This is a genomic window from Psychrobacter sp. CX21 (assembly GCF_057396255.1).
This window is the reverse complement of record NZ_JBXYJG010000007.1, coordinates 49,630-75,784: the sequence shown is the minus strand read 5'-3', so window position 1 is coordinate 75,784 and position 26,155 is coordinate 49,630. Positions and strand designations below refer to the sequence as shown.

Here is a 26,155-nt window from a genome sequence, read left to right as displayed (position 1 = left end):
ATAATTAATCATCTTCAGACAAAATATCATGATAAACAGGGAACTTGAGTGCTAAATCTTCCTCACTTAAATTTGTCATATTTTTATTACTGCTCACTTCTTTAGTTAACTTTATCAGCTTTCCTTTTCTGCTTTTATTTTTTTGCCTGTCTTTACGCTCCTCATCCTTTGCTCTTTTTCTGTTATTACTTATGTTAGTCAACCGATCTGATTTGGTTTTAAATGAATTTGGCTTAGCTTTGATAGCTTCTTGAATGATTTTTTCATTTTCTCGCTCAAGCTCTTCTAACGCTAAACTACTCTTAAGCTTCTGGTTAGCAGCTGTTATCTTCTGCTCAGCCTGTATTTGCCACACTTCCCAAAAACTACAGCCTTTAAACTCTCTTGAGCGATCAGATAAATGAGCCTTCCAATAATTAAGACTATTCTGCTCATAAAATATATAGATCGTATCGGCATCTAAAGGATCGTACCCAACCTCAAGCGATTTAGGTCTATGAATTGTATTTTTTCGGTGTAACCAACCCTGTTCTCTGATTTCAGAGCAAATATAATAGTTACCAAAAAGCTTAATACCTAAGTCTGATAAAGTAGCTTTCTTTCGAGGCAACAGCGCAATATACAAATCTTTCGCTGAAACAGAGCGAAGTCTACCTGTGCGATGTTGTAACCCCCAGTTCCATAACTCAATAGGAACTAAAGGTAAATCAGCAGGCATATCACTGTCTCTATCGTAGTGACTTAATTGGTGAGCATTGTTATGCATCAAAATTGAATTAATAATAATTTTCTTAAAATCCAAAATGGTTAAAGCAGCATCTAAACGGTAGTCATTTCCCCCCTTCTTTTTCTCTTTAACCCCTGTGACTACGCCTGGAGCAAAGGGTTTGAACTTTGCCTGCATAGTTTTAAAGTATCGTTCCACTATAGGTTTTAAATCACCACGATAAGGAGGCGTATTTTCGACTCGAACCGAAAAGCTTTTTTCTAAGGTTTCAATTTGATGACCCAATAGCTCACCACGATCTGCAAGAATAGCGTCAGGTAAACCTATACATGGCCAGTCATCAGCTGTGATATTAATGCCATACCTCTTACAGTAACTTTGCTTATCCGCTACCGCCATCTCTAGGGCTTGAATACTCGTAGCATAAGAAGGATTTTCAAATCCTATGTAAAAGCCTGCTACCATACGACTAAAAACATCTGTGACGAAATAAATTACTGGACGACCGACAACACTCTGTCTATCTGAATCAGATACTAAATAGATATCTGCAATGGTAGCGTCAATCTCATATCGTGAGCCAGGACCTAGAACCTGCGTGTTAACCGTTGACCTTAACTGCCTTATATCCTTGTTATAGCTAATTTTATTATGCCTAGCCTTAAGTTTTTGGACAGAAGTAAAGTGCTTGTTATAAAAGTATTTAAACTGCCAGATACTAGGAAAATCCTCTTCTTTAACTTCTGGATTTAGAGAACGATACATTGCTTTAAACTTTCGGTACGCATAAACAATGGTATATTTGCTATCGTTTAAGAGGTACTTATTTATAATAATTGAGAAGAGCCTTTCTATATCCTCATTAATAATGGCAGTAGTACCTTCCTTATAAACTCTAGGTCTCCCTAACTCTTTATTTTTAGCAATACGCTTCTTTCCTTTTGCTCCAGAGTTTTTATAGTTTGGAAGTAATGCATTAGGTACTTGGCCTCTTTGCCAATACCTACGCAGTAGCCGATACAGTGTTTGCTTTGTGCTTCTTTTAGCGTCAACAATCTCGTTAATAAATTTTGCTCGTTCTTCTGGAAGATAGTACAAAGGATGGCTTACAATAGGCTTAATAAGCTCATAGCTTTCATCTCTTTTTAACTGAGCTGTACTACCTTCCTCAGGCGCTTGCAAAAGCAAACCTTGATAAGGATCATCGGTGATATAACATATGCCCTCTTCAATTAGATTTACTAATTCTTTGATAGGTATAAGCTCAGGCAGTGCAGATGTACGATCTATATCAATCCAAACGACTTGCTCTGGTAAAAGGCTTAATATTCTATACCTTGAGCCTTGATTACTATAGACATCATTGATTCGCAGCATATCTAAGCTCCTCTGTCATTAAGCCCCAAAATTGGGAGTCACTCGTATGAATGTCACTACATTTTAATCTCCTGAAATCTATACGAAGATCGAATATCAAGAACCTCAATCCTAATAGTCTTCTTAACTCATTTAAGGAGCTACCTACTTCATCGAAATAAGCTCTATCAATATCTTTGCACAGGTCAATAATGCTTTTGTCAGGATTTTTAGTAAGCTCATGAGCATAAAAACTTAAACTGTCATAAACATCTAAAGAGCTATCTTCTCTAGCCTCTGGATAAAGCCATTTAATGTTATTTTGAACATCTATAGGTATATCTTTTTCAGTAACTAACTGCCACTGAACACCTTTCGAGTTCCAGTATCGTCGTTCTATTTCTAATTTCTCTATGACTCTAGGCTTCATTAGCTCTTCTGAGTACTTAGCTTGCAAAACAAATTGGCTAAACTCTTTATTAGAGCTCACAACATAAAAGTCTGAGGTCATGACATGTATATTGCCTCTCATAGCAGGATGCTTTACTTGCATGTTCTCTGCAATCTCAAGAGTCTCATCGAATTTAAGAGGAAATTGCTCTCGAATATCTGTAATTTCAGGACTCCACTCAAGAAATAGAAACGTTGCTAATTCTAAATCTGACATCAAATGATGAATACGTCTTGTCTTATGTCCGAAGACTCTGTGTGATCGACCTGAAGAGGATATATCAGAAATTTTTATCCAAGGTTTATAGTCAGCTAACTCCCCCTGACCTCTACCTTCTTTAAGCCACTTTTCTTGTTTTTTTGAGAGCATAAAAAAACCCCTACTGAAGTTACATCAACTTTAGCAGGGGGGAATATCGGAGTCAACAGTATGATACTTTATTACTCAGTATGAATCTTTATTACTCAGTATGATACTTTATTACTCTCTGACAACAAACCCCCGTAAACTATAAACCCTACTCAACCGTCACGCTTTTCGCAAGATTTCGGGGCTGATCCACATCCGTTCCGCGCATCACTGCCACATGATATGACAAAAACTGAACCGGGATGCTATAAACAATAGGTGCTAAATGCTCATTGACATCAGGGACGTTAATCACATGTAGACGCTCTTCACTGGTTAGCTGACTTGATTCACTGGCAAATACAAACAGCTCCCCATGACGGGCATGTACTTCTTGCATATTGGCCTTAAGTTTATCAAGCATACTGTCTTTAGGCGCTAATACGACGATAGGCATGTCTTTATCAACCAAAGCAAGTGGGCCATGTTTAAGCTCGCCAGCGGCATAGCCTTCGGCATGAATATAAGAGATCTCTTTTAACTTTAAAGCGCCCTCTAAAGCAATCGGGAACTGAACCCCGCGGCCTAAGAATAAGGTACTTTTCTTATCTTCGAATTTCTGACTCATTTTCTCAATTGGCTGATCAAGGTTTAAGCTTCTATCTAACTGACCTTTAAGCTTATGCATATCAGTCACTATCTCGGCCAATGTGTTGGCAGCTATACGCTGTTGAACCCGACCGATTTTTAATACTAATAACATTAACGCCGCTAACTGAGTGGTGAAAGCTTTGGTAGATGCTACCCCAATTTCCACACCTGCATGCGTTGGTACAAAAATGTCGGTTTCGCGCACCAATGAAGAGGTTGCAACATTACAGACACTTAATGTAATTAAACCTCTTATATCACCAGATTTGGCTCTTCGCTGAGTCTCGCGTAAGGCTGATAAGGTGTCGGCTGTTTCTCCAGATTGAGACAGACAAACGATCAATGTATCATCCACCACTACCGGATTGCGATAACGAAACTCGCTGGCCACTTCTACTGAACAAGGCAAACGGGTCAGGTTTTCAAACCAATATTTGGCTACCATGCCAGCATGGTAACTGGTACCACAGGCTAATACTTGTATATTGCGTACTTTGGCCAAAGTCTCTGTATGTCGCTGTAAAAAATCTTCTTTTAGATCTCCTTCACCAGCGCCCATCTCAAGGGTACGTGCTACGGCGTCAGGTTGCTCATAAATTTCTTTCAACATGTAATGCTTGAACTCGCCTTTATCGGCATTATGGTTCTTAGCATCTAATTCTGTGACGCTACGCTCCACAGGCTTTCCATCGGCATAAACTTCAATACTGTCACGCTTAACAATGGCAATATCACCTTCTTCTAGATACATAAATCGGTTAGTCACAGGTAGTAAAGCCAGCTGATCTGAGGCAATAAAGTTCTCCCCAATGCCTACCCCTATCACTAGTGGTGAACCTAAACGAACGGTTATCATTTCATCAGGATTGTCGACATGGATTACCCCTAATGCAAATGCACCGTGCAATAAAGGGACAACTTTTTCCACTGCAGCAAACAAACTTTGGGTCTCTTTATAGGCTTCTGCTACCAAATGGGCAACGACTTCTGTATCAGTCTCTGAGGTAAAGCTATATCCTTTATCCATTAACTGCTCTTTCAACGGACCATAGTTTTCAACTATCCCGTTGTGTACCACCGCCACTTTGCCTGAGACGTGTGGATGCGCATTATGCTGAGCAGGTTCGCCATGTGTTGCCCAGCGGGTGTGAGCTATCCCCACATTTGCTTTAAAGTTTTCAGTATCATTATTTACAGCATCGACCAAAGCCTTAACTTTACCCACTTGACGCTCGCGGTATAATTCACCGTCCCTAATAACGGTCAACCCTGCTGAATCATAGCCTCTATATTCTAGGCGCTTTAGACCTTCTAATAACACGCTTGATATATTACGTTCGGCGATTGCGCCTACTATTCCACACATATTAAATCCTCAACTCGATATTACAGGGTATTCTTTAGTATTTATCTTTTGCTTTCTGGGCGTTGATAATTGTCTTTTTGTACTTGACGACCACGGCCGATAGCCAGCGCTTTGTCTTCAACATCTTTAGTAATCACCGATCCTGCCCCTACAGTTGCCGTATGACCAATATTTACCGGAGCGACCAAACTGACATTCGTACCGATGAATGCGCCATCACCTACCACTGTTTGGTATTTATTAACACCGTCATAATTACAGGTAATAGCGCCAGCACCAAAGTTTACCCCAGCGCCGATTTGGGCGTCTCCCACATAGCTTAGATGATTCACTTTACTACCTTCACCTATGTGTGATTTTTTAATTTCTACAAAATTGCCTAAACGTGTTTTATTGTCTAATACGGTCTGTGGACGCAGGTGCGCAAATGGCCCAATGGTTGCCTCGTCCCCAACTTGCGCCTCATCAAAGACACAGTAGGGCTTCACATGAACATAATTACCAATTTTAGTATCTTTAATAATACAGCCCGCCTCAATAGTCACGTCATTACCTATACTAACCGCTCCTTTGAGGACCACGTTAATATCGATAAACACATCTTGTCCTACGGTCACTTCTCCTCGAATATCCACACGACTTGGATCAGCAAACTGTACCCCCTGAACTTGTAGGTCTTCAACTAATTTTGCTTGCAAGCGGCGCTCAAGACTGGCTAGTTGCTGACGGTTGTTAACCCCTTCGATCTCGAATTCATGATCAGGCTCAATAGCTGCAATCGCGATACCATCCGCTACTGCCATCTTAACGATATCTGTCAGATAATACTCCTGCTGAGCATTATCATTCGATAGGCTAGGTAAATACTTGTGCAATAAGGCGTTGTCTGCACAATAAATACCACTGTTAATCTCACGTATAGCTTGTTCTTCTTCACTAGCATCTTTTTGCTCAACGATAGCAATAATATTACCATTGTCATCACGCTTAATACGTCCCAAGCCAAAAGGGTTATCTACGGTTAATGTCAGCATAGACATACCTTCAACATTGGCCTGTTTTAGTCGGATCAAAGTATTGCCACTGACGAGCGGAACATCACCATAGAGAATTAAGCTTTTGCCTTCAGCAGGTAGCTCTGGCAGCGTAACTTTTACCGCATGCCCTGTCCCTAATTGATCAGTTTGCTCGACCCAAGTTAAGTCATAATCGGACATTGCTTGCTGAACTTGATCACCGCCAAATCCATATACCACGATGGTCTTATCGACACTCACACTTTGACATGTATCCAATACATGCGCTAATAAAGGTTTACTGGCCAAGGTTTGAAGTACTTTAGGTTTGGCAGACTGCATACGAGTACCTTTACCCGCGGCTAAAATAATTGTTGTGAGGGTGTCGTTCATAGCAATTAACTCTTAGAAATTTAAAATTTAGGTTTCAGTATTTGATCAACTAAACTAATTTGATTAACTAAACTTAAAGGGCATTTAATATGACCATAAAATACGAACGGCATCTTAATCTATTTATCAAAAATAGCAAGGCTTTTGAATTTCAAGCTAGATACCACTCATTTAATAGTTCTATTGTTGCATGAAAACTATTCAACTATCTACTTGTATTCAGCAATCTATTATTAGCGTTATAAAATAGCCATCAGTGTTTATCTAAAGTGAAACCATTATTAAATGGGGTAAAAGGTCATCATGAGGGTGACTATCATCAGCCAAGCAACAATTACCATAATACCTGCCAAAATATCATCAAGCATGATACCTAGACCACCTGTGAGCTTTGTATCCGCCCATTTGATCGGGTTGGGCTTAGCGATATCAAAAAAGCGAAACAAAATGAATGCCAGCCCAATGGCTAACCAATAGTCTTTTATTGTAATATAGTCAGCGGCATAGGTAATAACGAAAGCCACAGGTAATAGACTAATCCACATGCCTGCCCATTCGTCCCAAACAATATGTGGATCGTCATGAACTTGCATCAAATTCGATGTCCGATCACAAATCCAAATACCTATAATACTAGCTAAGATTGTAATTGATAAAAAAGGAAAAAAACCCAATTGCATTAACGGTATACCAATAATCAAACCGCCAAATGTTCCCCATGTTCCGGGCGCACGTTTGGGCAGGCCACTACCCAGACCGATGCCTAGCCAGTATACCAACGTGTCTAGTGTGCTTGTGCCTACTGGTAAGGGTGGACAGTCGTTGGCCTTGCTGATGTCAGGTTTATCATTAAAATTAGGATCTGAGGACATAAAACTTCCTAAGGGTGTGGTCACTGAGTAAAGTGCTGATAGCCTTTTAAATCGGGATAATCATCGAAAGGTAAAGGGGTTTGTTCAGTAACTTTTTCACCCTGATAAAATAGCTCAATGGGTGGTGAAGGCGGTTTTGATGAGCTCGCAGCTACTACCTCGCCAATACAAGTCACTTTTGTAAAAGCTGAGGCGCGCACCGCTTCAGACAACTCTGAATCGGCAGGTATGGTAAATATTAATTCATAATCATCGCCACCGGTGAGCTGATAGCGCAATCTATCTGCTAGTTTAACCTGCTGCAAAGGCTTACTGGTTGGTATTTTCTCTAAATCAAGCCGTACTGCCACACCGCTTTGATCACATATATGGCTTAAGTCTTGTACCAGTCCATCTGAGACGTCCATCATAGCCGTCGCTTCACCTAAACTGGCAAGCTTCTGCCCTAATGAGCTACGCGGGGTCGGCATATGCAGCCGATGAGCAAGGTGTTGCCCTACTTCAGTATCTGGGTGATAAAGTGCGTAACTGGCATCACCTAAGGTGCCAGATACATAGACTTTATCCCCTACCTGAGCCCCGCTACGATAGATAGGTTTAATAGAGGCTGGCAATACCCCATTTGCGGTAATACTAATCATTAGCTTATCACTGCGCGTAGTATCACCGCCAATTAGTTCTACCCCAAATTGATGACAAGCATGAAACAACCCTTTAGCAAACTCGCTAAGCCAACTTTCAGTGGCCAAACGCTCAGGTAAAGATAATGCCAATAGAATACTATGCGGTTTGGCGCCCATCGCCGCAATATCAGAAACATTAACAACGACTGCTTTATAGCCAATAGCGAATGCTAAATTTATGACCTGTTGCCAGTCATCACTAAAATGACGACCTTGAATTAAAGTATCGACACAGGTAATCCATTGGCCTGCAGAATTCCAAGCGATGACCGCAGCATCATCTCCTAAAGCTTTTGTAATTGTAGGATGTGTGGCCCTAGGATTCGATTGAGTAGCACGGGGGTCTTTGTGTTTAAAGTCCCCAGCTTCAAAGTTTTCAGCATTAAAGTTTTCAGCGTTAAAAAAACGATATATAAGTTCAAATTCAGTCATCAATCTTCATCCTTAAAGCCCATGCACTTGCAGTTTTTTATTATTTATTTTATTAGCTAAAACCTAAGCTCAAGTCTGATATTTATACGTTTATCAGCGCTTTATGCTAGCAGTTATTTTTTGACGTCAATCAAATTAAATAAAAGGCCATCTATCATACCTAATAGATAGCCCCCTTATAGCCTCTTAACTCTATAATCACTACTACTAAGCTACTTTTTAGATTTAAGACCTATTCTTTGCTTTGGCTGTCGCGGCTGTGGATCTTCTGCGTCATTTGCTTGTTGATTTGTGTTTAATTGTTGACTGTCTTGCTCAGTATCAGCTTCTACAGCTTTCACCTTCTGTTGATTAGCTTTGTTTTGCTGTTTCATCTGTTTATAGCCCGCTCCTGAATCTGCCTCTACTTCTATGGCACGTAGCTCTGCCGCCAGCTTATCCATTACCGCATTAATTAGTTTATGAGCATCTGTGGCGCCAAAATGAGTATTTAGCTTCATGGCTTCATCTAGCACAACCTTATAAGGAATATGTAAGCTATGCTGTAATTCATAAGCGCCAATCAATAAGACGGCATGCTCAACCCTATCAATTTGATCGATAGGACGATCTAAGTGTTTAGATATTAAAGCTTCTAATGCTTCGATTTGCTCAGGAATTTCACGCATTAGGGTATGGTAATACCCCAAATGAACGGTATGCATGGCATTACTTGCCCGTGTGCGTGCTGCAATATCATGCGGTGGATTGGCCTTCCACTCCCCTTTACCTGTTTGTTCAAAACGATGATCTGTCATTAGCCATTCATACAGCCCTTGCAGGGCGAAACGTCGTGCTTTACGCACTGCAGTATGAGTGGTTTTATAACTAGATTCATTAATATCAAACTGATCATTTGACTGATTTTCAGAAAAATTTTTGTTGTCAGTTTTTGGCGGATTGTTATTGCTCATGTATATAAATACCTATCATCAAAGCGAGCGCTTTGATATTAATATGGGTGATTAGTCTTCGTCTTCTTCTTCATAATTAACGTCAAGTTGAGAAAGTACTGCCACCATCTCTAAGGCAACTAAGGCTGCCTCAGCACCTTTATTACCTGCTTTAGTACCTGAGCGCTCAATGGCTTGCTCTATACTATCGGTAGTGATAATGCCATTAATAACCGGAATATTATAATCCATTGAAACGCTGCCTAAGCCATTGGCTGAACTGCCAGCGACAATATCAAAATGCGGCGTACTACCCCGAATTACTGCACCTAAAGCCACAATCGCATCAAAACGGTCAGACTCTGCAGCGCGCTGGGCTGCTAAGGGTAACTCAAAGGCACCTGGGACACGAATGACACTGATATTGCTGCCAGAGACGCCGTGACGTAATAATGTATCGATAGCACCCTCAACTAATGACTCAACCACAAACGCATTAAAACGACCCACGACGATACCGATACGGGTTTTTTTATTCTGATACAAATTGCCTTCGATATGAGTGATGGCTTCACGTTCTTTTTGTAAATCTTGCATAACGGCATCCTAATCTGACTGATAAAATAAAATTACCGCTATAATAACATTTTTTATAGTTGGTTTTAGTTTTATAGACGGTTTTAGGGACAATCATTGGTATTAATCAGGTTAACTCGGTTTGAAATCTAACCTATTTAAACCCCTTCATCTTATTAGTAGTTTTTATACCCTTATAAACGCATTTCAATACCTTGCTCAGTCATAAACTGTTTTGCTTCAGCAACGGTATATTCACCAAAGTGAAAAATACTAGCAGCAAGTACCGCGTCTGCACCGCCTTCTAGTACCCCATCAGCTAAATGCTGCAAGTTGCCCACACCGCCCGACGCTATTACTGGAATATTGACTCGTCCGGTAATGGTTTTCATGAGCTCTAAGTCATAACCTTGTTTGGTGCCATCACCATCCATTGAGGTGACCAATAACTCACCTGCGCCCAATGCTGCCATTTTCTCAGACCATGCCACCGCGTCGATACCGGTTGGTTTACGTCCCCCATGGGTGAAAATCTCCCACCTCGGCATGCCGCCCACGTCAGCTACCCTTTTGGCGTCGATAGCGACTACGATACACTGGCTACCAAACTTAGCCGCAGCTTCACCGACGAACTCTGGGGTAAATACAGCGGCTGAATTAATCGCCACCTTGTCCGCGCCTGCGTTTAAAAGATTACGAATGTCTTCAATCTTGCGCACACCACCACCAACAGTCAACGGTACAAACACCGTCTCAGCAATGCGTTCAACCATGTCATAAGTCGTATCACGCCCATGGTGAGTCGCAGTAATATCCAAGAAAGTAATCTCATCTGCCCCTTGTTCGTTATAACGACGCGCAACTTCAACTGGATCCCCCGCGTCTTTAATATCCACAAACTGGACGCCTTTTACTACTCGGCCATTATCGACATCCAAACACGGAATTATTCTTTTCGCTAACATGGTTTTTGCCTTATTAATTTAATTTTACAGTCTAAATGCTACCCAACTAAATGCTACCCAGTAGTTTTGTATAGACTTACGTTTAGTACACTTATCATTTTAGCAAAAATCTACTCATAAATTTTTCCTATGCAGATTAATGCTATAAATAATATGTATAAAATTACTATTACCCTTTAAAACTATCTTAAGCGGAGACGAAATTGATTAGAACCTTAGCAGAAAAAATCTATATAAATAAAATTAGTCCTATAGTAATTAAATCTTTTAAGTTAAGTGCCTTGTTTATGCCGTATTATTAGTTTGTATCACTAAACTTGTTTGCTTTAAACTATAATGAGAATATAGCGTTATTATCATCCTATGATTAGCAACCCATTTCCATTCCTATCGAAAACCATCTAAGAGAAATTCATGTCCGTTTATACTCACCTATCAGAAGATCAATTTACTGCTTTTTGTCAAGCTTTTGGCGTTTCATTTGTTAAGGCCATCCCCATTACTCAAGGTATTAAAAACTCTAATTGGTTTATCCAAACCTCAGACGATGCTGAAGGTGAGTATTCTTACGTCTTTACCTTATTTGAAGAGCGCCCGCCAGAAGATATTGCCAAAATGGCTACTATTTTAAATAAATTAAAAGGTCAACTTCCAGTGGCAGCACCCTTGGCCACACATTTGCCCAAGACAAATTCATCAGATTCACAATTCCACGAAAACCATCATAATAAGAGTCAGAATCAGCAAAATCCTAACTACTTAATTCAGTATGAAAATAAAGCCATCACCTTAGTGCCTTGTCTGTCTGGAACTCATCCCAAAGAGACATCCGTATCCATGTGCCATACTATGGGTCAAGCATTGGCCACTTTGCATAATACATTACAGAGTTTAACTCCTGCTGAGAAGTATGGCGTTCCTTTGTATCCGTGGGATCAGGTGCGTGACCGAGAAATACAGTTCATGCCCGCTGATGAAGCCAAACTGATGCAAGATATTTGGCAACAATACGATGAGCTACCCTTAGATACACTGCCAAAAGGGCTATGTCACCTTGATATGTTTGCCGACAATACTTTATGGCATTTAAAAAAAGATAACGAAGAATTAACCGGCTTATTAGACTTCACAGAAGTTAGTATGGAGCATTATGTGATGGATATCGCCATTACTATTAATGATTTTTGTACCACTTGGGGCGATGCTAATGATGGAGAGTCGGTTAACTTTGACACCGAAAAAAAGCAAGCTTTCATTGAAGGCTACCAAAGTACACGTGAATTAACTGAGGCTGAGCATCAAGCTTTGCCGGTGATGTTAGCGATGGCGGCGGTGACTTTTTGGTTACTGCGCCTCAATGTAATTCATTATAATCGTGAGCAAGGTCGTACTGGCGATAGCATTATGGTGAAAAACCCCGACTTGATGAAACGCTTAGCAGCTTATCATTGGGGTGAGGTAGAAAGACTGCGTAATAGCCAGCAGACGGTTTATGTGTTAGAGCACGCCCGCTATAAGGAAGATGACAGAAATAACGATATTGAAGACTTTAAACTCATTGGTGTATTTTCTACTGAAAATCAGGCAAAAGCGGCTATTGAGCAACTAAGTAATCAGGATGGGTTTAGAGACTATCCAAATGGATTTCACATTGATGCCTATCTTTTAGATCAAATTAATTGGTCATCAGGGTTTAGTGTATATTAGGATTAATGGTGGTTAGGCTTTGATTGGGTTTTGTTTAAGTTATAGGATGAATAACTTGTTTCACGTGAAACAGCCTGACTTATATAATTATTCCTATCACGGTAACCTAAAAAGCACTAAACAAAGTCCATTTGAAAGTTTACTTAAAAGGAACTGCTATGAGTAATAAAGTCAATGATTGGCACAAACTGATTAGCTACGATACCAATATTCAAGGTGAGCTTCATGCAAACCTGCTGAAGAACAATGGTATTAAGGTTTCTCTACAAGCATTGAGTGCCATACCCGGTATGAACTCAGGCGCTGTGCTTTGGGTACAAAAGCAAGATTTACTGCAAGCCAAACGTATTTTAGATAACATTGATATAGAAAATGACTTAGAAATTTATATTGAAACTGATTCTGAAACTGATTTATAAATGGAGTCGCAAACCGACGTGGAACAGGAATCAATTCTAGATCAAGATATCAAAGACAGTGAAGACAATAAATAAGGCGGTATAGTTTAAATGTGTCAATTATTAGGTATGAATGCCAATACGCCCACAGATATTGGGTTTAGTTTTACTGGATTCCACAACAGAGGGGGGAATACTGACCATCATAGTGATGGCTTTGGTATTGCTTTTTTTGAACCCAGCGCCTGTGTTGGTACCAATCAAGGCTTAAATCAAAACTCAGCTCAGAATCTTGGCCGAGGGCTAAGAGTGTTTCACGATGATAAGCCCAGCTTTGAATCTCCAGTCGCAGAACTCATCAAAAACTACCCTATCAAGGCTTTAAATGTGGTGGCTCATATCCGCAAGGCCACTCAAGGCAATAACTGTCTAGCCAACACCCATCCCTTCGTACGTGAAGTTTGGGGTGAACAATGGGTGTTTGCTCACAATGGTCAAATGAATGAAACATTCATCAAACGCTGTCAGCGCCTGCAAAATAATGGAAATAGTGAGCACTGTCGCCCCGTTGGGACTACGGACTCTGAGATAGCTTTTTGTTATTTGATCAATCGTTTAAAGTCGATGTATAAGCAGCGTCCCTCAGATGAAGAACTGTTTAAGTTTTTAACGACTCAATGTCGTTATTTAGCGGCTAATGGATTATTTAATTGCCTAATATCTAATGGCGACTGGCAACTGGCTTATGCCAATTCTTTGTTATTTTATTTAACACGTAAGGCGCCTTTTGGGGAAGCAAAACTTGCCGATGATGAGCTTTCTATCAATTTTGGTGACGTTACCACAGATAAAGACAAGGTGACCATCATAGTGACTGTACCGCTGACGAAAAACGAAGACTGGCAACAATTGGCTGTCAATGAATGTTTGGTTTTTCGAGATGGAGATATTATTTTTAGAGACACCCCTAGTCTGCGTAAATATCTAACTATTGAAGAAGGTATCGCCATTGCTAAAGAGGTGGGCGCAAGTCTGTAGCCATATATAATTTAGTATAGTAGCTATTCATTTAATAGCTAAACATCAACTAGCTCATTTGTAACTAGCTTATCCTTTTAATGACTTTTCTTTAATTCTTTAGAAATGCTTTTGATGATGCTTAGGAGAATGTTTTATAGAAACTGACCGCAGCAGCGTTTGAACTTCTCTCCCGAACCACAAAAGCAAGGCTGCTTTTGAGTTATTATTAAAGAAGTTGTAGGGTCTATAAAATACCAGCGTTTACTCGTTACTATAGTTGCTGACTGATCTGTTTTTAATAGCGCTGGTCTAGGTCCGCTATTCTCTTTCATACTACCAAACGTAGAACGTTCGTGATGAGCTGACAGATCTGATTCCTCTAACGCTGCCATATCCTTGTAGTACGCCTTAAACTCAACTTGAGCATGGCGTTTGCTGACTTTGGGGTTATGTTCAACGATGTGTAACCCAGCCCAGGGTGTTTGTTCAGCCCAGTCCTTTATGGCGTCTTTATTCAAATAAGGCTGCTGAGCTGGCACTGTGGTTTTTACTATATAATCTGGTAATACGAGTACGAACGCACAATAGCGTGAGCGCATTAAAGCTTCACTACTATCGGCAAGTTTTATCCCTTGATGCAGCGGTTGACAGCAGTCTTGATAGGCCTTCTCTACCTGTTGAGCATCAACCGATTTAGCCAAACCAACTAGACCAGCTGGGTTGTTGAGGGTATTTGGATTAAGACGACAAGGACAACAGTCTATAAACATATAACTTACCTTAGCTATTGCGAAAAGATACTATTTAATTAAAATATCACAAATTCAAGAAGTGGTGCATTCAACTATGCATTGATAAAATTAATAAGAGTTATTTAAATAAAAATAAAAAAAACTTATTTATTAATATGGATTTAGGCTATATTAAAAAGCAGATGGCTAAAAGGAGATAGCCATACTACAGCAACACCTCTTTATCGCATACAGCGGATTCTGTATGTGAACCTTTTATTAAATAGGTTAAGGATAACCATATGCTACTACCCCCCATGACTACCAAGCTCTCTATTCTATATACATCCCTATTCACCGCTTCATTGGCTTTGGGTTACACCGCACTGAGCGACCCTGAAACCTCTAAGTCTGATGAATCCTCAGAATCAGAGGTTCAAAACGACAGTGAGCCAACTTTTTTTAGTTTGGTCCATAGTCTTTTCAATAATGAAGTATCGACAGATCCACTTTCAAGCGCTGATATCAATCCTGCAAATACTGCGTATAGCACCAATACAGAGCAGCAGTATATGGTTGGCGCAGGCAAAGCTGACATTACGGGCGCTGCCGCTGAAACGGGTATGTTCGGTTATGCTGCTAGTCAAACCGTAGAGGGCATTAACGACAGACTATACTCGCATGCCTTTATTATTGCAGATGCCACATCAGAGACTAGTAACTCAAAATATGACACCTCGCGTGTGGTCTATGTATCGGCAGATATGGGAGCGATGTTTTCGGCTGTAAAGTTAGAGGTTATCAAAAAGCTTGCTGCCATATATGGCGGGCTTTATAACGATGACAATGTGATGCTAACGGCGACGCACACGCATGTTGGTAACTCCGGCTATTCGCATCAACAGCTGTATCAAATTGCTAGTCAAGACGATTCAAGCATGGGCTATAGTACTCAAAACTTCAACGTTATTGTAGATGGCATAGTGGCGTCTATTCAAACAGCGCACAATCAAATGCAGCCTGGGTATCTTACATTAGCACAAGGCGAGCTTGCGGGCGTTACCTTAAATCGATCCGAAGTAGCTTATAACAATAATAAAGATGCCGCCAATTTTGATAGTAATGTTAATGAAACCATGACTCAATTACGATTGAATGCTGTAGATGGTACACCGCTAGGGCTCATCAACTGGTTTGCTATTCACCCCACAAGCTTTAGCAATAAGTTTATGCAATTAAGCGCGGACAATAAAGGCTTTGCGCAGCAAGGTGCTACCAAATTATTAGGCGCTGATGCTTCTGAAGAGGCACCTTTTGTTGCCGCATTTCCAAATGCGGATGAAGGAGACGTTATCGCAGTAGGTGGTAATGCCTATTCTGCACCCGGATATGAGGGCAGTAACAATGAGCGTGAGAACGTTGAGCGTGATGGTCAATATCAGCTCGATAAAGCAGTCGAATTATGGCATCAAGGTGAGCCCGTGTCAGGTCCGGTTGATGTTCGCGCTCGCTGGGTTGATTTAGAAGGTTATCAGGTCGATTCTACCTTTACGCAAGGGGCCGGTTACAAGACGTTATGTACCCCAGCACGCGGTTATTCATTTGCAGCTGGTGGCGAAAATGGACCCACATACATCCCTGGTATCTATGAAGGTATGACGACCCAGAGTGTGGGCATTAATGGAAACTCAAATCAGATAGATCCTTCGGTAGAGGGTGGTTTAATTCGTACTATCTTTGGTATTGTGCCATTACTAGGCAAGCAAACCGACTGCCAAGAAGAAAAGGGCGTGTTCTTACCCACAGGCGACTGGGGATGGATAGAAACGCGTCAGCCAGTCCAGTTAATGCGAATGGGCAATTTGGCAATTGTTGCTATTCCAGGTGAGCCGACGACTATGGTAGGACGCAGATTACGAGCGGCTGTGCTTGCAAAGCTTCAAGATGACGGCGTTGATACCGTCATCGTAAATGGGTTAGCCAATAACTATAGTGGCTACTTAAGTACACGCGAAGAGTTTGCGATACAACACTATGAGGGGGCGTCAACTGAATTTGGCCCCTATCAAACAGGCGCATATTTGCAAGAATATACGCAATTGGCCTCTGCTATGCGTGATGACCGACCTGTATATGACTTAACCTCTCCCCCTGACCGTTCTGGATCAACTTTTTTAGAACGCGCTGGGGTTTTATTTGATGACAAGCCTATGTGGCAACAGTGGGGACAAGTACTAAATGCACCCAATGATCAATACATGGTTGGTGAAACAGCAAGTGCGGTCTTCCGTGGCGCGCATCCTAAAAACAACCTACGAACGGGTGACACCTTCTTAAAAGTGCAGCGCGATGTCAATGGTCAGTGGGTTGATTATCTAACAGATAGCGACTTTGACACCAGCTACATTTGGGAACGAGAGGGTGTCTCTTATAGTAAAGTCACTGTCGACTGGCGTATTGATGCAGATACTCCAGCAGGTACTTATCGATTGGTGCACAGTGGCGACTGGAAGAACGGCTGGAACCACTCTATTAACCCGTACACCGGTTATTCAAACCCCTTTATCGTAAGTAATTAAAGCGTTCATGGTCTCTTAAGCATTTGCTAGGGCCATTTATAGACTTGCACAATTGTCGTGCCTCACACCTATTCTTATATGTTTGAGAGTAAAGGTACCGACCTTTAGTATTTAGTAGTGTGGCGTTATGATACAAAAGACTAGAAGATATAAGCCTACATAGAAAAAAAGCCAGATACAGTGTATCTGGCTTCTTTTTAGCTACTTTCTATCTATTATATTCTTTATATAGACGGATATTGCTTATGGTCTACTTTTTTATGATATTAATTAGAAAATACTTTATTTCTTTTTCCACACTTGGCTGCGTGAGAATGGACCTAAATGACCTTTTAAATTTAAGGTGCTACCATTTAAATTAGCGGTTAAGCGATAAGTTTTGCCATTTTCAGGATCAGTGATTTTACCACCACTATATTTACCACCACCATCAGCTTTAAGACCTGATATAACTGTACGACCTACGAATTTTTTTCCTTCAGGACGAACAGTTGAAATAATCTTACCGGTTAATGCACCGCCAGATTCAGTGATTTTAATTAGAGCTTTAGGCTCGCCATCGTCATAAGTTTGCCAAGTTGTATTTGCTAATGGATCTGCTGCCATTGCAACTGTGGCTAGACCTAATGCTGATACTGCGATTAGTGATTGATTTAATAATTTCATATAACGATTCCTTTCGAAAAATAAGTTTGCTTGGTAAAACATAATACTTGATATAACCATCAAGAAAAAGAGTTTGACTCTATATACTGTTCACATCTTAATCTTAATGCATTATAAGCAATGCATTTAAATCTAAGAAGGACAATAAATAAAATAAAGAAATATCTAATACTTCATGACTTTTATTTAATAACTCTTATTTAATAACTCTCAGTACCAATTATATACAAGAGTACAATAAAATAAAGTGCTAAATCTATACTGTGTTACAGATTTATGAAATTATGGTTGGCATTATGAAAAAGGATTGTCTACTTTCTTGCTAGATTGCGTCTCTATCCTTTCTACCGACTCACTTACTACTGACTCAGAATTTAAAAGGTCATTCTTTAAGCTGGCTTGATTAAGGTTTGCTACAATATCATTTAGCACAGTCTGAAGTTTAAGCGCCTGCTCAAGCCCTTCTTGGGACATTTTTATATCGATATCCCCATAAATAATTACCTTATCCAACTGATTTTCAATAATCAATTCTCCCACTTGCATACTTTGGTGATCGTTATGAAATGGGTCAAAGGGCGTTTTCATAGCATTTTCTTTCATGGCATTTTCTTTCATGGCAGTTTATTTTATAGTGCTCTATTTAGGCGTTTAAATTACGGGCAATAAAAGTTTAAAATTTAACGGCGAATTATTCCAATTTTGGGACAACATTATTTGGATAAGAAATTATTGACTAGCCAGCGAAGAATCTCAATAAGTATAAGATACCATAAAGGCTCCTCATTGTTGTCTTGAGAGTCACTTTGAGAACTGCTACCCGTTATATCATCCACCATCGTTGGCAACTCTACCCTATTAGATTTAGAAATAGAGGAAATCTGCGGAAAAGGATCTATACCTGAACGTAAGGCCAGTTCATCGATGCTAATCACTTCCACTCTTTTGGTGTCATCGTTTGGTGCATAATAGGCGCTTGCTTCACCAGTCTTAGGAATGTATAAAGCTTTAAAGGTATGGCTAGGTACCAGAACTCTACCATTGATTTGCGACAGCTTATCGCCTCTAAAAACCACCCCTGTCACCACATATACTTCGCCATATTTTTTAGTGAAATAGCGAGTTACAGATTCTAAGTTTTTCCAGACATAGCGGTTGTTATCTGGTGCTTGTGGAATGATATTAGCAAGGCTAAAACTGTCATACTGCTGTTTCTCATTTGCCATATCTGCATTAGGTGCAAGATGCCCGCGATCATAGCCTGATCCCCGATAGTCTGATAAATGCGCACGCATACGTTCTGGTATGCGGCTTTCATAATGAAAGCTGTCATCACGCGGTATTTCTTCGGCATTATTTAAGCGCTGAAGTGTTAAATGCTCAGCAGACCACAGCGGCGTGCGTGACACCCCCGAATACAAAGTCGCAAAACCATTAAAGCAAAGGGGCACTGTATCTTGTATAAGCTTGCTATCTAAGTAATCAGGCGGCTGTTGCTGATAAAAATTTTCAGGACAACCATTAAAATCTGCGGACCTTGCAGATATCGACAGTACGATAGCAAGCAAAGCCATTATTATCTTTACCATCCCTATCAACAGGTTATGACTCATCTGAGTAGGCCACTTATTCATATTGGTAAATTGACTTGACTCTAAACATACCTTTTGTACCTTTAGATGACTTAAAAAAAATGGACTAATCGCTCTACTCCTAAACTGATGATTTTTATAGATCAACCCTATTTCTTTATTAATATAAACCTTTGTTGTCTATAGAAATTTTTAATCATTTGCATAAAGAGCGCCTATGCTATCAACGACTTGTAAGTGAGTAAAGAGTAATTACTTACTAAACGTTATTGAGTGTCGCCCAATTAGAGATTTAGGCATCAAATAGAGGTATGGGAGAGAGGTATGGGAGAGGTAGGAGATAGATATCTCATTAAATATGGTGATTTTGATGACTTTTTAATTGGCTTTGGTTATACTATACGCCCCAAAACGGTGAAGTGGCTGAGTGGTCGAAAGCGCACGCCTGGAAAGTGTGTATACGTTAATAGCGTATCGAGGGTTCGAATCCCTCCTTCACCGCCATATTTTATATTTCTCCTTATCAGTTCAGTTCTTCCTCTTCCTATCTTATTGATATACTGGCACAATACTGTCAATAGTGCCCAGCTTTATATTAGGGTCTGTTTAAATTAATATTTTTAGCACCGCTTTAGGATCTTGTTAAGTTCTGCATACACTATAACGATTAATTTAGTCGATGGTTCTCTATCACTATATTTGTCATATAGGTATGAGATTTGCCCTATGCTGTTGCTATAAATATGGCCAATGTGCTACAAACAAGAATAACGTTTAAGCACTGTTTACTTATGCTCTTAAAATCTAGGCTCTGTAAATCTAGGCACTATATATTTAAGGACATCATTATCTCTCTTTTTAAAAGGATTTTTTTCATGCCCGCGAACAATGCGATCTCTGCTCTTAGCTCTTTTTCACCTTCTAATATACAACACGCAGGTTATCTTGCAATTGCTAAAACGCGCGCCACGGCGTTTCATGCCTTTTCGCTGGTAGTCCCTATTCCAAGACCACAGCTGTTTATCGGTGAGCAATCTTGCTATGAGCTATGCGACCTTATGATAAATGAAGGGGCAACCAATATATTGATCGTCACTGATGCGGTATTAAATAAATTAGGTATCCCCAACAAGGTCACCACTTATCTTGATGAGCAAAATATAGGCTACCATTTATTTGATGGTATTACGCCAGACCCAACATTTAGTGTAGTAGAAGCAGGTTTAAAGCACTCGGTAGATAATCAATGTGATTCGATATTGGCTATGGGTGGCGGCTCAGTAATCGATGCCTCCAAAGTCATCGCCATGGCGCAGGCAACCAAGCGCAAGCCCAAAAAGCTTATGGGATTACTTAAAGCCTCTAAGTGTATGCCGCTGTATTGTATTCCAACGACCGCTGGTACTGGATCTGAAGCCACGCTAGGCGCAGTTATTTCAGATGATAAAACCCATCAAAAATCGCTGTCTATTGATCCACGAATGGTGCCTTTGGCGTCAGCCGTTGATCCTAAAATCATGGAAGGAATGCCGCCACACATTACCGCGGATACGGGTATCGATGTGTTGACCCATGCTTTAGAAGCGTGGATGAGCGCAAACGCCAGTAGCGAAACCGATTATTATGCGGCATCAGCGACACGAACGGTCATGCAGTATTTGCCTTTGGCTTATAAAGACGGGTCTAACCTTAAAGCACGCGAAGAGATGGGGATAGCCGCGCATTATGGTGGTATTGCCTTTAATAAGGCAGGCTTAGGATACGTGCATGCGATCGCCCACCAACTGGGTGCAATGTATAGTATCCCGCATGGCCGTGCCAACGCTATCGTACTGCCCTACATTCTTGATGTTAACCGTGATGATTGCAAAGAGCGCCTTGCTAGCCTAGCCAAAAAAGCAAGCATTTTAGAGACGGGCGATGCATCTGCGTCTGATGACGAATTAGCCGATCATCTTATCGAACAGGTACGTAAGCTTATTAAGGATCTAAACATTGATCCTACTGTTAAAGGCATGAATGAGAAAGACTTTAAGAAAATGGCAAAAGGGGCGGCAAAAGAAGTGAGCGATACCTACGCTGTCCCCCTCTATTTGAATAGAAAACAAATTATTGAAGTTTTAAATAAGATAAAAGCCGATAGTGAAGCTGCGAGCAATCGCTAGAATAAATACAGACGGTTATCAAGGGTATGATCCTGATATAAGTAGATAAAAGGACTTTATTGCCTGTTTTGATTTTATTGCCTGTTTTGATTTTATAGTTTGAGATGATATAGCCCTGTGATGGGCTATATTTTTGCCTTTTATAACATGGACGTTCATTATATAGTCAAAGAACTTTAAAGTAGTCACAAGGCAACCGAGTGCAAGTACTACTAGGGTAGGCTTAACGAGGTTAACACCATGACTCTTTATAAGTTCGCCGACTATATCTACGCCTTTATAGACGTATATATACCCTGTAGTGCTGGTTAACGAGCAACTGTTAACGAATGACTATTAACAAGTAAATGCAAACGAGTATTTAAAAACCAGTATCTGAACAACAGATTAAAACTGCCCGATAATACCCCTGTCGACCAATTGCCGATCCCAGTAAGGATCATCCCCAATCTTTTCAATAATAAAGTCTATTAAGCGGCGACAGCGCTGCGATAAGAATCGGCTCTTAGGGTATACTGCATACGCGTTTACTTGGGGTAATCGATATTCAGGCAGCAACGATACCAGCTCGCCACTTAATAATCCCCCATAAGCTATAAAGGTTGGTGTATAGACTATTCCGTGTCCTTTTCGGGCCATATCTAGTAAAAAATCCCCATTATTGGCTTTGATTTTAGATTGAGTCTTGATTCTAACTGTTTTATTGCTATCGTCTGTCAGTACTATTTCATCATTACGCCTCAATCCATATTGTAGAAAATAATGCTCACTCAATGCTTCAATGGTAGTAGGCTTGCCATGTTTTTCGATGTATTCAGGACTGGCGCAGAGCACAAAACGAATGGGGATTAAGCGCTTAGCTTGATAGCTTGAATCCTCAAGTTCGCCTATGCGTACCGCCATTTCATAACCTTGTTCAATCAGATCAACATGCTTATCAGAAAAATCAATCTCGAAACCTAATTTAGGATGCTGTAGTGAATAGGCATGCAAAATATTACTCAGATGCATAAGTCCAAATGATAACGGTGCTGTTATTCGCAAGGTACCTTCGACATGAGTTTTAGAACCGGTTATGTCCTCATTTAACATCGCTACTTCGCTGAGTATTTTATGCGACTGATGATAATACTGTTGTCCTGCCTCTGTCAGCGTCGATAGTCGTGTGGTTCGATTAAGTAGTTGAGCGCCTAATCGGTTCTCAAGCTCTTTAAGGCGACGGCTTACCGCTGATTTTGCAATATTCAATTGATCAGCGGCATTGGTAATACTGCCCGAATCCACTATACGTATGAATAGTGACATGTCTTCTAATTGTCCCATGGCCTTATTCCTTTTTATGGCTGGTTAGACGTTTTGGTGAAGGTTTAGCACAATTCTTAACTACTTTTAAGTCGTAACCTCCAGTAAACTTAAGATATAAATAAATACGCTTCGTTAAGTATAACAACACATTCCATACTGTAGAGGTGCCTAAAGTCATATTTACGATCAGGTATTCATTAGAAGATATCGAGCGATAGCGCTACACATTGGTAGCGCTATTGAGAGACTTGCTAAGTAGATCAAATACGAATTGTTCTAAAAAAGAGAACTATAATTTGTATTTTTTTATATTTACTCTTAATACGACAACAATTAAAATAGACCCACTTTCAATAAAACCTAAGCTTAATACTTTTTTAAAGGAATTACTTATGAATACTATTACTAATCTTAGTGCACCGGTTGGCCGTTTTTTACTCGTTGCTATCTTTATTTTTTCAGGATTTAATAAAATTATAGGCTACGCTGGTACTCAAGGCTATATGGAATCAATGGGTGTACCAGGATTCTTATTACCTTTAGTCATTATCACTGAGCTGTTAGGCGGTTTAGCAATTTTATTCGGTTTTAAAGCGCGCATCGTTGCTTTCTTACTAGCTGGCTTTAATATCGTTTCTGCGCTGATCTTCCACTCAAACTTTGGTGATCAAAATGAGATGATGAACTTTATGAAAAACTTAGCAATCGCTGGTGGTTTCCTAATGATCGTTGCTCATGGTCCAGGTGCTTACTCAATTGATGAAGGTACTCATACTGAACATCGCCGCGTATAAGATCGCTTTGAAATGTGATTTTTAAATGAAAGCATCTTGAGCAAAAGCTATAAGTTGAAATACATTCAGCTATACACAGTTAGGGTCTATATATATTAGACCCTAATCTGTATAGATATGGTGTTATCTCGCCTATTTTTGTAGATACTACCTATGTAATGCGTCGGTCTGCTATATAGTAAGACATATATTTGCGCACTTCGAGTGCTGTCTACGCTCACTGAATCTTTTCGTATTTTAGAGTTTTATATTATAGATTTCGTAATTTACAAAAAGATCATCCACTTCAGATTTACAAGGAGTTGTTATGAGTAATAAACTGACGCTCGCTCTTATCATTGGTAGTCTGCGACAAGCCTCTATCAACCGTATATTTGCAGAGTACATCGTATCTCAGCTACCTGAACACATTGAAGTAGATGACGTTAATATCTCTGATTTACCTGTCTACAATCAAGATTTCGATGATCGTCAAATTGACAGTTACGATAGGGTTCGCCAGCAGCTAAAAACCGCTGATGCTGTACTTATTGTAACACCCGAGCATAATCGCACTATCCCAGCTGCGCTTAAAAACATCATCGATATTGGTTCACGTCCCTATGGTGAGGGCGTATGGCAAGATAAAAAAGTCGCCATAGCGACTGCATCACCTAGCTCCTTTGGAGGACGTAGCAGTGGATTGGATGTTCGTAAATCCCTTCATTCGTTAGCAGCTAACGTTATGATTGCACCAGAGGTATATTTAAGCAGTGCCACAAAAAGCTTGGATGAAGGTGAGGTGACGAGTGAACGAACTCAGAAGTATTTGAATAGGTTTGCACAGGCGGTGGCTGAATTTATCGAACCCTAATTTGATTAATAACGATGCTTAGTGTCTACACCTAATGACAATGCTAATAACAGCAAGTTCTTAATGACATCAGCTTATTCATGACATTAAGAACTTTGTATAAGTCAGCAACTAGAAGTTAGTAACTTAAATACTTGCACATTTAGAACTTAGTAGTTGGTCTAAATTTATGGCTTTGCGTTGTGAAATACTGAATTGTCTTGATATTCAGGGTGCTTATCAATATAGGCTTTTACATACGGACACGTTGGTTTAACTCGCAAATTTTTATCAGCGGCATCGTCAAGAATATGCTTGACTAAATAACCTGCAATACCTTGACCACCAAGCTCTTTAGGTACCTCTGTATGTACGTAAGCGATACCAGGCTCACCATCGCTTGTGGTGAAGTATTCGTAATCTTCGAAAGCCACATGGCCGTCAATATGAATTTCGAAACGTTTGGCTTCTTTATTATCGATAACATTATAATTTAATTTAGAATTATCAGACATGGCGGTTCCTTATTAATTATTAGGTTTTTTAGTGATATTTATTTGGTGTTATTTATTTGGTTTTATTTATTTGGTGTTATTTATGTGGTGTTATTTGCTAATTGCAAACTAAAACGACAATCAACGCAATAATCAACTATAAGCAAGTGTCGAACTATTGTAAAGCCATGTAGAGCTATCTTGAGCAATAGCTTTCAGTGTTTATAACTGTATATATCCAGTTTATAGTGATTGGTTTTAATAGATTGAAACGTTTAAACATTTAAAAACTATAATAAAAATATAAAAAGGTGATGTTTATGAAGACCGTTTATCATGCGGCAAATACAAGAGGCGGTGCAGACTTCGGATGGCTTAAAAGTAAGCATACCTTTAGTTTTGGTGATTACTATGACGCAAAGCGCGTCGGGTTTGGAGCTCTACGTGTCATCAATGATGATTATGTTGAGGGGAGTATGGGCTTTGGCGATCACTCGCATCGTAACATGGAAATTATTAGTATCCCCTTACAAGGCACATTAGTGCATAACGATAGTCTTGGTAATACAGGGACTATCGAAACTGGCGATATTCAGGTTATGTCGGCAGGTAGCGGCGTTGTACATTCTGAAATGAACGGCGACTCTGACAACCCTGTTAAGTTTTTACAAATATGGGTCGAACCCAACAAGATGAATGTTGAGCCACGCTATCAGCAAACCAGTTTGGTAGCACTATTAAAGCGCAATACTTTTAATCAAGTATTGTCATCCAACCCAGAGGATAGTGGGGTTTGGATTCATCAAAATGCCTGGTTTAATATTGGCGAATTCGATAAAGATATTACGACTACTTATCGTATTCAAACGCCTTCAAATGGCGCTTATGTCTTTGTAATCTCAGGTAAAGTTGTTATCAATGGACAAACCTTAGATGGACGAGATGGGCTTGGGATTTCAAATACTAAAAACTTTACTATGGATGTTCTAGAAAATGCCCAAGTCTTAGTCATGGATATTCCTATGAAAGAATATAACTAGAGTCTACTACAAACATTCATCATGAATAGCATGGCTTTGAAGCATACTATTGTTATAGGCATAC

Annotated in this window: 23 protein-coding genes and 1 tRNA gene; 9 read left to right on the top strand and 15 right to left on the bottom strand. The window is 40.0% G+C overall.

Features of this window, described 5'->3' with window-relative positions; translation table 11 throughout:
* Nucleotides 1-4: 4 nt before the first annotated feature.
* The 9 genes from AC2SLP_RS05870 to hisF form a co-directional block, all read right to left on the bottom strand.
* Entirely contained in the window at nucleotides 5-2,104 is a 2,100-nt protein-coding gene (locus AC2SLP_RS05870) for a transposase (protein ID WP_486535717.1), read from the bottom strand.
* The gene (locus AC2SLP_RS05865; protein WP_486535716.1) at nucleotides 2,088-2,903 is read right to left on the bottom strand and encodes a TnsA endonuclease N-terminal domain-containing protein; all 816 of its coding nucleotides are present in this window, start codon (nucleotides 2,901-2,903) and stop codon (nucleotides 2,088-2,090) included. The genes AC2SLP_RS05870 and AC2SLP_RS05865 overlap by 17 nt, the downstream gene beginning before the upstream one ends.
* A 148-nt stretch (nucleotides 2,904-3,051) precedes the next feature.
* The gene (glmS, locus tag AC2SLP_RS05860) at nucleotides 3,052-4,899 is read right to left on the bottom strand and encodes a glutamine--fructose-6-phosphate transaminase (isomerizing) (RefSeq protein WP_486535715.1); all 1,848 of its coding nucleotides are present in this window, start codon (nucleotides 4,897-4,899) and stop codon (nucleotides 3,052-3,054) included.
* Nucleotides 4,900-4,940: 41 nt separating this feature from the next.
* Nucleotides 4,941-6,308 carry a bifunctional UDP-N-acetylglucosamine diphosphorylase/glucosamine-1-phosphate N-acetyltransferase GlmU gene (glmU, locus tag AC2SLP_RS05855; RefSeq protein ID WP_486535713.1) on the bottom strand — a complete coding sequence of 456 codons (1,368 nt, stop codon included), beginning with the start codon at nucleotides 6,306-6,308 and terminating at the stop codon, nucleotides 4,941-4,943.
* A 281-nt stretch (nucleotides 6,309-6,589) separates the two neighbouring features.
* Nucleotides 6,590-7,180, bottom strand: a complete 591-nt coding sequence (locus AC2SLP_RS05850) for a phosphatidylglycerophosphatase A family protein (protein WP_486535712.1) — start codon at nucleotides 7,178-7,180, stop codon at nucleotides 6,590-6,592.
* 20 nt (nucleotides 7,181-7,200) lie between these two features.
* Nucleotides 7,201-8,295 carry a thiamine-phosphate kinase gene (gene thiL, locus AC2SLP_RS05845; protein ID WP_486535710.1) on the bottom strand — a complete coding sequence of 365 codons (1,095 nt, stop codon included), beginning with the start codon at nucleotides 8,293-8,295 and terminating at the stop codon, nucleotides 7,201-7,203.
* A gap of 212 nt (nucleotides 8,296-8,507) precedes the next feature.
* Complete coding sequence (gene nusB / locus AC2SLP_RS05840; RefSeq protein WP_486535709.1) at nucleotides 8,508-9,248, bottom strand: transcription antitermination factor NusB; 741 nt, start codon at nucleotides 9,246-9,248, stop codon at nucleotides 8,508-8,510.
* A gap of 51 nt (nucleotides 9,249-9,299) precedes the next feature.
* Nucleotides 9,300-9,824, bottom strand: a complete 525-nt coding sequence (gene ribH, locus AC2SLP_RS05835; protein ID WP_486535708.1) for a 6,7-dimethyl-8-ribityllumazine synthase — start codon at nucleotides 9,822-9,824, stop codon at nucleotides 9,300-9,302.
* Between the two features lie 173 nt (nucleotides 9,825-9,997).
* Nucleotides 9,998-10,768 (bottom strand): imidazole glycerol phosphate synthase subunit HisF, encoded by a 771-nt coding sequence (gene hisF / locus AC2SLP_RS05830; protein ID WP_486535706.1) that lies wholly within the window; start codon nucleotides 10,766-10,768, stop codon nucleotides 9,998-10,000.
* A 414-nt stretch (nucleotides 10,769-11,182) separates the two neighbouring features.
* On the opposite strand from hisF, the gene AC2SLP_RS05825 reads away from it, so the two are divergent.
* The 3 genes from AC2SLP_RS05825 to AC2SLP_RS05815 all read left to right on the top strand — a co-directional run bounded on the left by AC2SLP_RS05825 (nucleotide 11,183) and on the right by AC2SLP_RS05815 (nucleotide 13,911).
* A complete protein-coding gene (locus tag AC2SLP_RS05825) occupies nucleotides 11,183-12,475 on the top strand; it encodes a homoserine kinase (protein ID WP_486535705.1) in 1,293 nt (430 codons plus the stop codon).
* Between the two features lie 158 nt (nucleotides 12,476-12,633).
* Nucleotides 12,634-12,894 (top strand): hypothetical protein, encoded by a 261-nt coding sequence (locus AC2SLP_RS05820; RefSeq protein WP_486535704.1) that lies wholly within the window; start codon nucleotides 12,634-12,636, stop codon nucleotides 12,892-12,894.
* Between the two features lie 90 nt (nucleotides 12,895-12,984).
* Nucleotides 12,985-13,911 carry a class II glutamine amidotransferase gene (locus tag AC2SLP_RS05815; RefSeq protein ID WP_486535703.1) on the top strand — a complete coding sequence of 309 codons (927 nt, stop codon included), beginning with the start codon at nucleotides 12,985-12,987 and terminating at the stop codon, nucleotides 13,909-13,911.
* Nucleotides 13,912-14,045: 134 nt separating this feature from the next.
* On the opposite strand, the gene AC2SLP_RS05810 is transcribed toward AC2SLP_RS05815, so the two are convergent.
* On the bottom strand, nucleotides 14,046-14,663 hold the full coding sequence (locus AC2SLP_RS05810; RefSeq protein WP_486535702.1) for a YchJ family protein: 618 nt from the start codon (nucleotides 14,661-14,663) through the stop codon (nucleotides 14,046-14,048).
* 263 nt (nucleotides 14,664-14,926) lie between these two features.
* Between AC2SLP_RS05810 and AC2SLP_RS05805 the strand changes: the two genes are divergently transcribed.
* A complete protein-coding gene (locus tag AC2SLP_RS05805; RefSeq protein ID WP_486535701.1) occupies nucleotides 14,927-17,203 on the top strand; it encodes a neutral/alkaline non-lysosomal ceramidase N-terminal domain-containing protein in 2,277 nt (758 codons plus the stop codon).
* A gap of 282 nt (nucleotides 17,204-17,485) precedes the next feature.
* Here the strand turns inward: AC2SLP_RS05805 and AC2SLP_RS05800 are convergent, their stop codons facing one another.
* The 3 genes from AC2SLP_RS05800 to AC2SLP_RS05790 form a co-directional block, all read right to left on the bottom strand.
* The gene (locus AC2SLP_RS05800) at nucleotides 17,486-17,869 is read right to left on the bottom strand and encodes a DUF2147 domain-containing protein (protein ID WP_486535700.1); all 384 of its coding nucleotides are present in this window, start codon (nucleotides 17,867-17,869) and stop codon (nucleotides 17,486-17,488) included.
* 294 nt (nucleotides 17,870-18,163) lie between these two features.
* Nucleotides 18,164-18,472 carry a hypothetical protein gene (locus tag AC2SLP_RS05795; protein ID WP_486535699.1) on the bottom strand — a complete coding sequence of 103 codons (309 nt, stop codon included), beginning with the start codon at nucleotides 18,470-18,472 and terminating at the stop codon, nucleotides 18,164-18,166.
* A 110-nt stretch (nucleotides 18,473-18,582) separates the two neighbouring features.
* A complete protein-coding gene (locus AC2SLP_RS05790) occupies nucleotides 18,583-19,443 on the bottom strand; it encodes a DNA/RNA non-specific endonuclease (RefSeq protein ID WP_486535698.1) in 861 nt (286 codons plus the stop codon).
* A 431-nt stretch (nucleotides 19,444-19,874) separates the two neighbouring features.
* Between AC2SLP_RS05790 and AC2SLP_RS05785 the strand changes: the two genes are divergently transcribed.
* Both AC2SLP_RS05785 and AC2SLP_RS05780 read left to right on the top strand, forming a co-directional pair.
* Nucleotides 19,875-19,965: transfer RNA gene (locus AC2SLP_RS05785), tRNA-Ser, on the top strand.
* Nucleotides 19,966-20,336: 371 nt separating this feature from the next.
* Nucleotides 20,337-21,626: an iron-containing alcohol dehydrogenase gene (locus AC2SLP_RS05780; protein ID WP_486535697.1), complete on the top strand. Its 1,290-nt coding sequence runs from the start codon at nucleotides 20,337-20,339 to the stop codon at nucleotides 21,624-21,626.
* 387 nt (nucleotides 21,627-22,013) lie between these two features.
* Here AC2SLP_RS05780 and AC2SLP_RS05775 read toward each other — a convergent pair whose 3' ends face one another.
* Nucleotides 22,014-22,949, bottom strand: a complete 936-nt coding sequence (locus AC2SLP_RS05775; protein ID WP_486535696.1) for a LysR family transcriptional regulator — start codon at nucleotides 22,947-22,949, stop codon at nucleotides 22,014-22,016.
* A 374-nt stretch (nucleotides 22,950-23,323) separates the two neighbouring features.
* Between AC2SLP_RS05775 and AC2SLP_RS05770 the strand changes: the two genes are divergently transcribed.
* The gene (locus AC2SLP_RS05770; RefSeq protein WP_486535695.1) at nucleotides 23,324-23,725 is read left to right on the top strand and encodes a DoxX family protein; all 402 of its coding nucleotides are present in this window, start codon (nucleotides 23,324-23,326) and stop codon (nucleotides 23,723-23,725) included.
* Nucleotides 23,726-24,032: 307 nt separating this feature from the next.
* Nucleotides 24,033-24,578 (top strand): NADPH-dependent FMN reductase, encoded by a 546-nt coding sequence (locus AC2SLP_RS05765; RefSeq protein ID WP_486535694.1) that lies wholly within the window; start codon nucleotides 24,033-24,035, stop codon nucleotides 24,576-24,578.
* A gap of 167 nt (nucleotides 24,579-24,745) precedes the next feature.
* Here the strand turns inward: AC2SLP_RS05765 and AC2SLP_RS05760 are convergent, their stop codons facing one another.
* Entirely contained in the window at nucleotides 24,746-25,072 is a 327-nt protein-coding gene (locus tag AC2SLP_RS05760) for a GNAT family N-acetyltransferase (protein ID WP_486535693.1), read from the bottom strand.
* Between the two features lie 299 nt (nucleotides 25,073-25,371).
* On the opposite strand from AC2SLP_RS05760, the gene AC2SLP_RS05755 reads away from it, so the two are divergent.
* Nucleotides 25,372-26,091: a pirin family protein gene (locus AC2SLP_RS05755; RefSeq protein ID WP_486535692.1), complete on the top strand. Its 720-nt coding sequence runs from the start codon at nucleotides 25,372-25,374 to the stop codon at nucleotides 26,089-26,091.
* Nucleotides 26,092-26,155: the final 64 nt, after the last annotated feature.